Consider the following 6,190-nt stretch of genomic DNA (forward strand, 5'->3'; position numbering starts at 1 on the left):
GGCTTCCCATCAAGCCCCCGCCCCCCCCCCCGCCCCCCCCCGCGCGCCCCCCCCCGCGGGGACCGACAGCGGCTGTTCCACAAGTGGGATCGGGGTGTACTCGTGCGGATCGGATTGCTTACGGAGGGTGGCTATCCGTATGCGACGGGTGAGTCCAGGCTCTGGTGTGACCGGCTCGTGCGCGGGCTCACGCAGCACGAATTCGATGTCTATGCCCTGAGCCGCAGTGCCGAGCAGGAAGACGCCGGCTGGGTCGAGCTGCCGCCGCAGGTCGAGCGGGTGCGTACGGCGCCGCTCTGGGCGCCGGAGGACGAGGGCCGCAGCCACGGGCGGCGCGCGCGCAAGCGGTTCGCCGGGCATTTCGGGGAGTTGACCGCCGGGATCTGCGGCGGCGACGAGCGCCGCTTCGCCGAGGGCCTCTACGGACTCGCGGAGCAGGCGCGCGAGCAGGGCGGGCTCCACACCGCCCTTCGGTCCGAACTCGCCGTACGCGCCATGGAGTCAGCCTGCCGTGCCCCCGGTGCCTTTCGCGCCGCGCACACCGCCACGGTGCCCGACTTCCTGGCGTTCGCCGACCGGCTGGAGCGGGCGCTGCGCCCGCTGAGTCTCGACTGGTACGGGAGCGACTCGCTCGGCGCCGTCGACCTCTGCCACGCCACATCCGGCGGGGCCGCGGCGCTGCCCGGTCTACTGGCCAAACGCTTCTTCGGCGTGCCGCTGCTCGTCACGGAGTACGGCGTACAGCTGCGCGCGCACTATCTGGCGGTGGCCGGGGGTGACGGCGCCGGGGCGCCCGTGCGGGCCCTGCTGGCGCGCTTCCACGGACTGCTGGCCACCGAGGTGTACCGCGAGGCGGCCCTCATCACTCCCGGCAACACACACGCCCGCCGTTGGCAGGAGCGCTGCGGAGCCGATCCCGCGCGACTGCGCACGGTCTACCCCGGGATGGACGCCGAACGCTTCACCGAGGTGAGCGAAGGGGAGTTTCGCGGCGACCCGCGCACCCTGGTCTGGGTCGGCAGGATCGAACCGGCCAAAGACCTGGTCGCGTTGCTCCACGCCTTCGCGCGGGTGCGCGGGGCGGAGCCCGACGCCCGGCTGCGCATCCTGGCCACCTCGGTGCGGGAGCCCGAGGGGTTCGCCTACCTGGCGCACTGCCGGGCGCTGGCCGCGCAACTGTTTCCCGACGAGGCGGCCGGTGCGCACGCCGTCGGGGACAACCCCGTCTCCTTCGAGGAGATCGGCGGACCCGAGGCACCGGAGCTCGCCGACGCCTATGCCGCGGGTGCCGTCGTCGTCCTGTCGAGCGTTGTCGAAGGCTTCCCCGTCAGCCTGGTCGAAGCGATGTTCTGCGGGTGCGCCACCGTGTCCACGGACGCCGGGGCCGTTGTCGAGGTCATCGGCGGTACCGGTCTCGTGGTGCCCCCGCGCAATCCGAAGGCGCTGGCGGACGCCTGTGTCGCGCTGTTGCGCGACCCGGAGCGCCGCGCACGGCTCGGGGCGGCGGCCCGGGCCAGGGCCATTGAACTCTTCACCGTCGAGCAGAACCTCGCCGCGTTCCGCGGTATCTACCTGGAGCTGCTGTCCCACAGCTGCCCGCACCGTGACACGGACGCCCCGTCCCTCCCCTTCACCACCCCCGCCGAGGCCCATGTCCCGGGCCACTGGACCGGAGCCCGCAACCGCCCCTCGTGGGTGGACGGCGCCCTGGCCGACGCGGTCACCGCAGGAGCCCCCGATGCCTGACACCACCGCAGATCTCCCGGCGAGCCCGGCGATTGAGACCACCGTGCCTCCCGGGGTCCCTCCTGGGCAGACCGCGGCGGCTGTGCCCGCCGCTGCCCGCCGGGGGCCCGCCGACCCCGTGAAGACGCTGATGCACCGGCACCGCGAGCTGTGCGAACGGGCTGTGGACCCGCTGGAGATCGCGGCCGGTCTCGAGGCCCACGGGCTGACCGACCGCACCGCTGCCCGGTTCCGGCACCGCGACGTGTTCTCGCTGGCCGAGGAGATGTACGCCCGGGTGCCCCGTAACGAGCCCGCGGCAACCGCGGCCCGCCCCGCCGCCGGCGCGGCCGCGGAATGGGCGGGGCCGGTCCGGTCTGCGCCTGGGGTGGCGCTGCTGCTGCCCGCGCTGCTGCCGGGGGCCGTCGCCGTCGCCGGCGTGACCGCCCTGAACCTCAGCGACGGCCTGGTACGCGTCGGTGCGGCGGTGGGAGGGGCGTTGGCGCTGGCCGCGGCGCTGTCCGGCAGTCTCCGGCGCGGCCCGCTGCGAGTGCCCGATCGCACGGTGCCGTCCGGACGGCTGTGGGTGGGCTCGCTGATCGCCTTCTCCCTGGCGGGCGGCGGACTCACGGCGCGGTTCCTGGGCGGCAGGGTTCCCTCGGCGGCGGCCGGTGGCTTCTGGCCGCCCATGGCAGGTCTGCTGCTGTCGCTCGCTCTCGCCGTCGGCCCCGCCGCGTTCAGCGCCTGGCTGTTCGCCCGTGCGGCACGTAGCAGGCTGGGAGGCAGCCGAGGCCTGGAGGACTTCGCCGCCGGGGTGCGGCCCCTGCTGCTGGCGACCGTCGCGCTGTACGCGGTCGCGCTGATCGCCCTGGTGTCGCTCGTCGGACTCGTCCAGCCGGTGGCGGCGGTGGCCGCCGTCACCTTGGGCCTGCTGCTCTTCCTGGCGCGACTTCTCACGGTCCACGGCTTCGCCCGTTCCGCCTCCACGGGGCTCGCAGCCGCCGTCGCCGTGGAAGCCCTCGCTCTGGCCTCCGTACTCATCGGCCGGCTACCCGGATGTGCCGCCCTGGCCCGGCCCGTGGAGTCCGCCGTGCTCGCCTGGGGCCCGGGCGCCGTTCCGGCGCTCGCCTGCGGAGCGGCGGCGCTCGGCTTGCTGCTCCATGCCACCGCGGCCCTGTCCCGGGCGTCCGCGCACACCCCCTGACTCTCCGGAGGGCCTTTCCGAGGCCCTTCTGAGCCCCCCACGCCACCACCCCCACACAACACCCGCGGAGCCGACGCCGCGGGCGTACCGGAAGAACCATCGAGCAACATCCTGAGGAGACGCACGACATGAACCCGTCCCATCCAGCACCGGCCGTCCTGGCCGGCGTGGCCCGTCGGCAGCGGGGGGCCGCGCGATGAGGGTGCTGCTGCTCGGAGCCAATGGATTCCTCGGCCGCTTCGTCGCCGAACGGCTGCTGGCCGACCCTGCCGTGCACCTCACGGCACTGGGGCGAGGTGACGACGCCGACGTACGGTTCGACCTCGCGGGAGGCAGCCCGGGGGCGCTCACCCGCTTCCTGGACGCCGTCCATCCCGGAGTGGTGGTCAACTGCGCCGGAGCGACCCGCGGCGGAGCCCGCGAACTCACCCGGCACAACACCGTGGCGGTCGCCACCGTCTGCGAGGCCCTGCGCCGCAGCGGCTGCGGCGCCCGTCTCGTCCAGCTCGGCTGCGCGTCCGAGTACGGGCCGTCGCAGGCCGGCTCGTCCACGGCCGAGGACGCCGTACCGCGGCCGGGCGGCCCGTACGGAGTCTCCAAGCTGGCCGCGACCGAGCTGGTGCTGGGATCGGGACTGGACGCCGTGGTGCTGCGCGTCTTCTCCCCGGTGGGACCCGGCACCCCCGCCGGATCCCCCCTGGGGCGCCTCGCGGAGGCGATGCGCCGGGCCATGCAGTCCGGGGACGGCGAGCTGAAGCTGAGCGGCCTCGGTGTGCAGCGCGACTTCGTGGACGTACGGGACGTGGCGCGTGCCGTGCACGCCGCGTCACTCTCCGCCGCACAGGGCGTCGTCAACATCGGCACCGGCCGTGCCGTCCGCCTGAGGGACGCCGCCGCCGTGCTCGCCCGGGTCGCCGGATTCACCGGGGCGCTCCACGAGGTGGACACGCCCCCCGTGCGTCCCGGCCATGGTCACATCGGCGCACCGCGCGGTCCCGAGAGCGTCGCCGAGCAGCTCGGAGCCACGCCGTTCCCTTACCCCGACGGGTGCGGCAGCTGGCAGCAGGCCGATGTGCGCACCGCTCGCGACCGGCTCGGCTGGCGACCGCGGATCAACCTGGAGGAGTCCCTCGCGGATATCTGGATGGAGGCGGCGTGCCGTATCTGACGTCCACCGGCCCCATGCTCTCCGCACCCGGCGCCGACCGGCTCGGTTTCGGCGTTCCCGGCTATGCCCATCCGCTGGTGGCCCCGGTGGAATGGGCGGAGCTGACCCGGCCCGGGACCCCGTTGCACTGGGCGGTGCTCAATGTCTCCGACGGCGGTCCCGGGATCCAGCCGGACCCGCACTGCCTGGAGGCCGCGGGAAGGCTGAACAACGCCGGGAACCGGGTGCTGGGACATCTCGACCTCGCCCATGGCACCCGGCCGTTCGCCGAGCTCATCACCGACGCCCAGCGCTACCTCGACTGGTACCGGGTCCGCGGCTTCCTGTTGGACCGCTGCCCGGTGGACCGGGTGGACCTGCCAGCCGTGCGGCGTCTTACGGCCACCCTCAACGCCCTTCTCGACGGAGGCCACCTGGTCCTCGGCCAGGGCACGCACCCCCACCCGGGGTACGCGGAGGTAGCCGACCAGCTCGTCACCTTCTCCGGAGCCTGGGCGGAATACCGCTGGTCGCAGGTCGCGGAGTGGACGGGGGACCATCCGCCCGAGCGGTTCGTCCACTTTGTCCACGGGGTGCCGCGGACGAAACTGGAGGAGGCCATGCGCATCGCCCGCTGGCAGGGTGCGGGCACGATCTTCTTCACCGACCGCACTGGACAAACCGGGGCGTTTGACTCCTTGCCCGGCTACTGGGACGAAATTGTCTCGCGTATTGGACCGGGTGTCTCGGAATGAGAGGGCGCGTGGCACTGTTACAGCCAGAACAACCGTACTGACGTAACGACCACCAGCTGTATTGATGAGGTCTCCGTGTCGCTGCCACCCCTGGTCGAGCCGGCTGCCGAGCTCACCGTAGACGAGGTCCGCAGGTACTCCCGCCACCTGATCATCCCGGATGTCGGGATGGAGGGGCAGAAGCGCCTCAAGAACGCCAAGGTGCTCTGCGTGGGCGCGGGCGGGCTCGGTTCCCCTGCGCTCATGTACCTGGCCGCGGCCGGGGTCGGCACGCTCGGAATCGTGGAGTTCGACGAGGTGGACGAGTCGAACCTGCAGCGCCAGATCATCCACAGCCAGGCGGACATCGGCCGCTCCAAGGCCGAGTCCGCGCGTGACAGCGTCAAGGGCATCAACCCCTATGTGAACGTGGTCCTGCACGAAGAGCGGCTTGAGGCCGAGAACGTGATGGACATCTTCAGCCAGTACGACCTGATCGTCGACGGTACGGACAACTTCGCCACCCGCTATCTGGTGAACGACGCGTGCGTGCTGCTCAACAAGCCGTACGTCTGGGGTTCGATCTACCGTTTCGATGGTCAGGCCTCCGTCTTCTGGTCCGAGCACGGCCCCTGCTACCGCTGCCTCTATCCGGAGCCCCCGCCGCCGGGGATGGTGCCCTCCTGCGCCGAAGGCGGCGTGCTGGGCGTGCTCTGCGCGTCCATCGGGTCAATCCAGGTGAACGAGGCGATCAAGCTGCTCGCCGGTATCGGCGAGCCGCTGGTCGGCCGGCTGATGATCTACGACGCCCTGGAGATGCAGTACCGCCAGGTGAAGGTCCGCAAGGACCCGAGCTGCGCGGTCTGCAGTGAGAATCCGACCGTCACCGAACTCATCGACTACGAGGCCTTCTGCGGCGTCGTGTCCGAGGAGGCGCAGGAGGCGGCGCTCGGCTCGACGATCACTCCCAAGCAGCTCAAGGAGTGGATCGACGACGGCGAGAACATCGACATCATCGATGTCCGTGAGCCGAACGAGTTCGAGATCGTCTCCATCCCCGGGGCTCGGCTGATCCCGAAGAACGAGTTCCTGATGGGCAATGCCCTCCAGGACCTGCCGCAGGACAAGAAGATCGTCCTGCACTGCAAGACGGGTGTCCGCAGCGCGGAAGTCCTCGCCGTACTGAAGGCCGCCGGCTTCGCCGACGCGGTGCACGTCGGCGGCGGTGTGATCGGCTGGGTCAACCAGATCGAGCCGCAGAAGCCGATCTACTAGAACCGACTGCCAGACCGATTCAGCAGACCGGTCCAGCCGATCTGCCGGACCGGTCCTGATGGATCGCATGGCCGGGAATCCCGGCCCCACCTTCCAGCTCCGGGC

5 protein-coding genes are annotated in these 6,190 nt (G+C 71.8%); all 5 read left to right on the forward strand.

From position 1 onward, the window contains the following. Positions 1 to 102 precede the first annotated feature (102 nt). The 5 genes from pelF (at position 103) to moeZ (ending at position 6,085) form a co-directional block, all read left to right on the forward strand. Entirely contained in the window at positions 103 to 1,746 is a 1,644-nt protein-coding gene (gene pelF, locus ACFWI9_RS32345) for a GT4 family glycosyltransferase PelF (protein ID WP_387168295.1), read from the forward strand. Then, positions 1,739 to 2,929, forward strand: a complete 1,191-nt coding sequence (locus ACFWI9_RS32350) for a hypothetical protein (RefSeq protein ID WP_387168298.1) — start codon at positions 1,739 to 1,741, stop codon at positions 2,927 to 2,929. The genes pelF and ACFWI9_RS32350 overlap by 8 nt, the downstream gene beginning before the upstream one ends. A gap of 196 nt (positions 2,930 to 3,125) precedes the next feature. Then, entirely contained in the window at positions 3,126 to 4,097 is a 972-nt protein-coding gene (locus ACFWI9_RS32355) for an NAD-dependent epimerase/dehydratase family protein (RefSeq protein ID WP_387168301.1), read from the forward strand. Further along, complete coding sequence (locus ACFWI9_RS32360; RefSeq protein ID WP_387168304.1) at positions 4,085 to 4,831, forward strand: spherulation-specific family 4 protein; 747 nt, start codon at positions 4,085 to 4,087, stop codon at positions 4,829 to 4,831. The genes ACFWI9_RS32355 and ACFWI9_RS32360 overlap by 13 nt, the downstream gene beginning before the upstream one ends. Before the next feature lie 75 nt (positions 4,832 to 4,906). Beyond that, complete coding sequence (gene moeZ, locus ACFWI9_RS32365; RefSeq protein ID WP_387168307.1) at positions 4,907 to 6,085, forward strand: adenylyltransferase/sulfurtransferase MoeZ; 1,179 nt, start codon at positions 4,907 to 4,909, stop codon at positions 6,083 to 6,085. Positions 6,086 to 6,190: the final 105 nt, after the last annotated feature.

Source organism: Streptomyces sp. NPDC127084 (assembly GCF_042724175.1).
Lineage (GTDB): Bacteria > Actinomycetota > Actinomycetes > Streptomycetales > Streptomycetaceae > Streptomyces.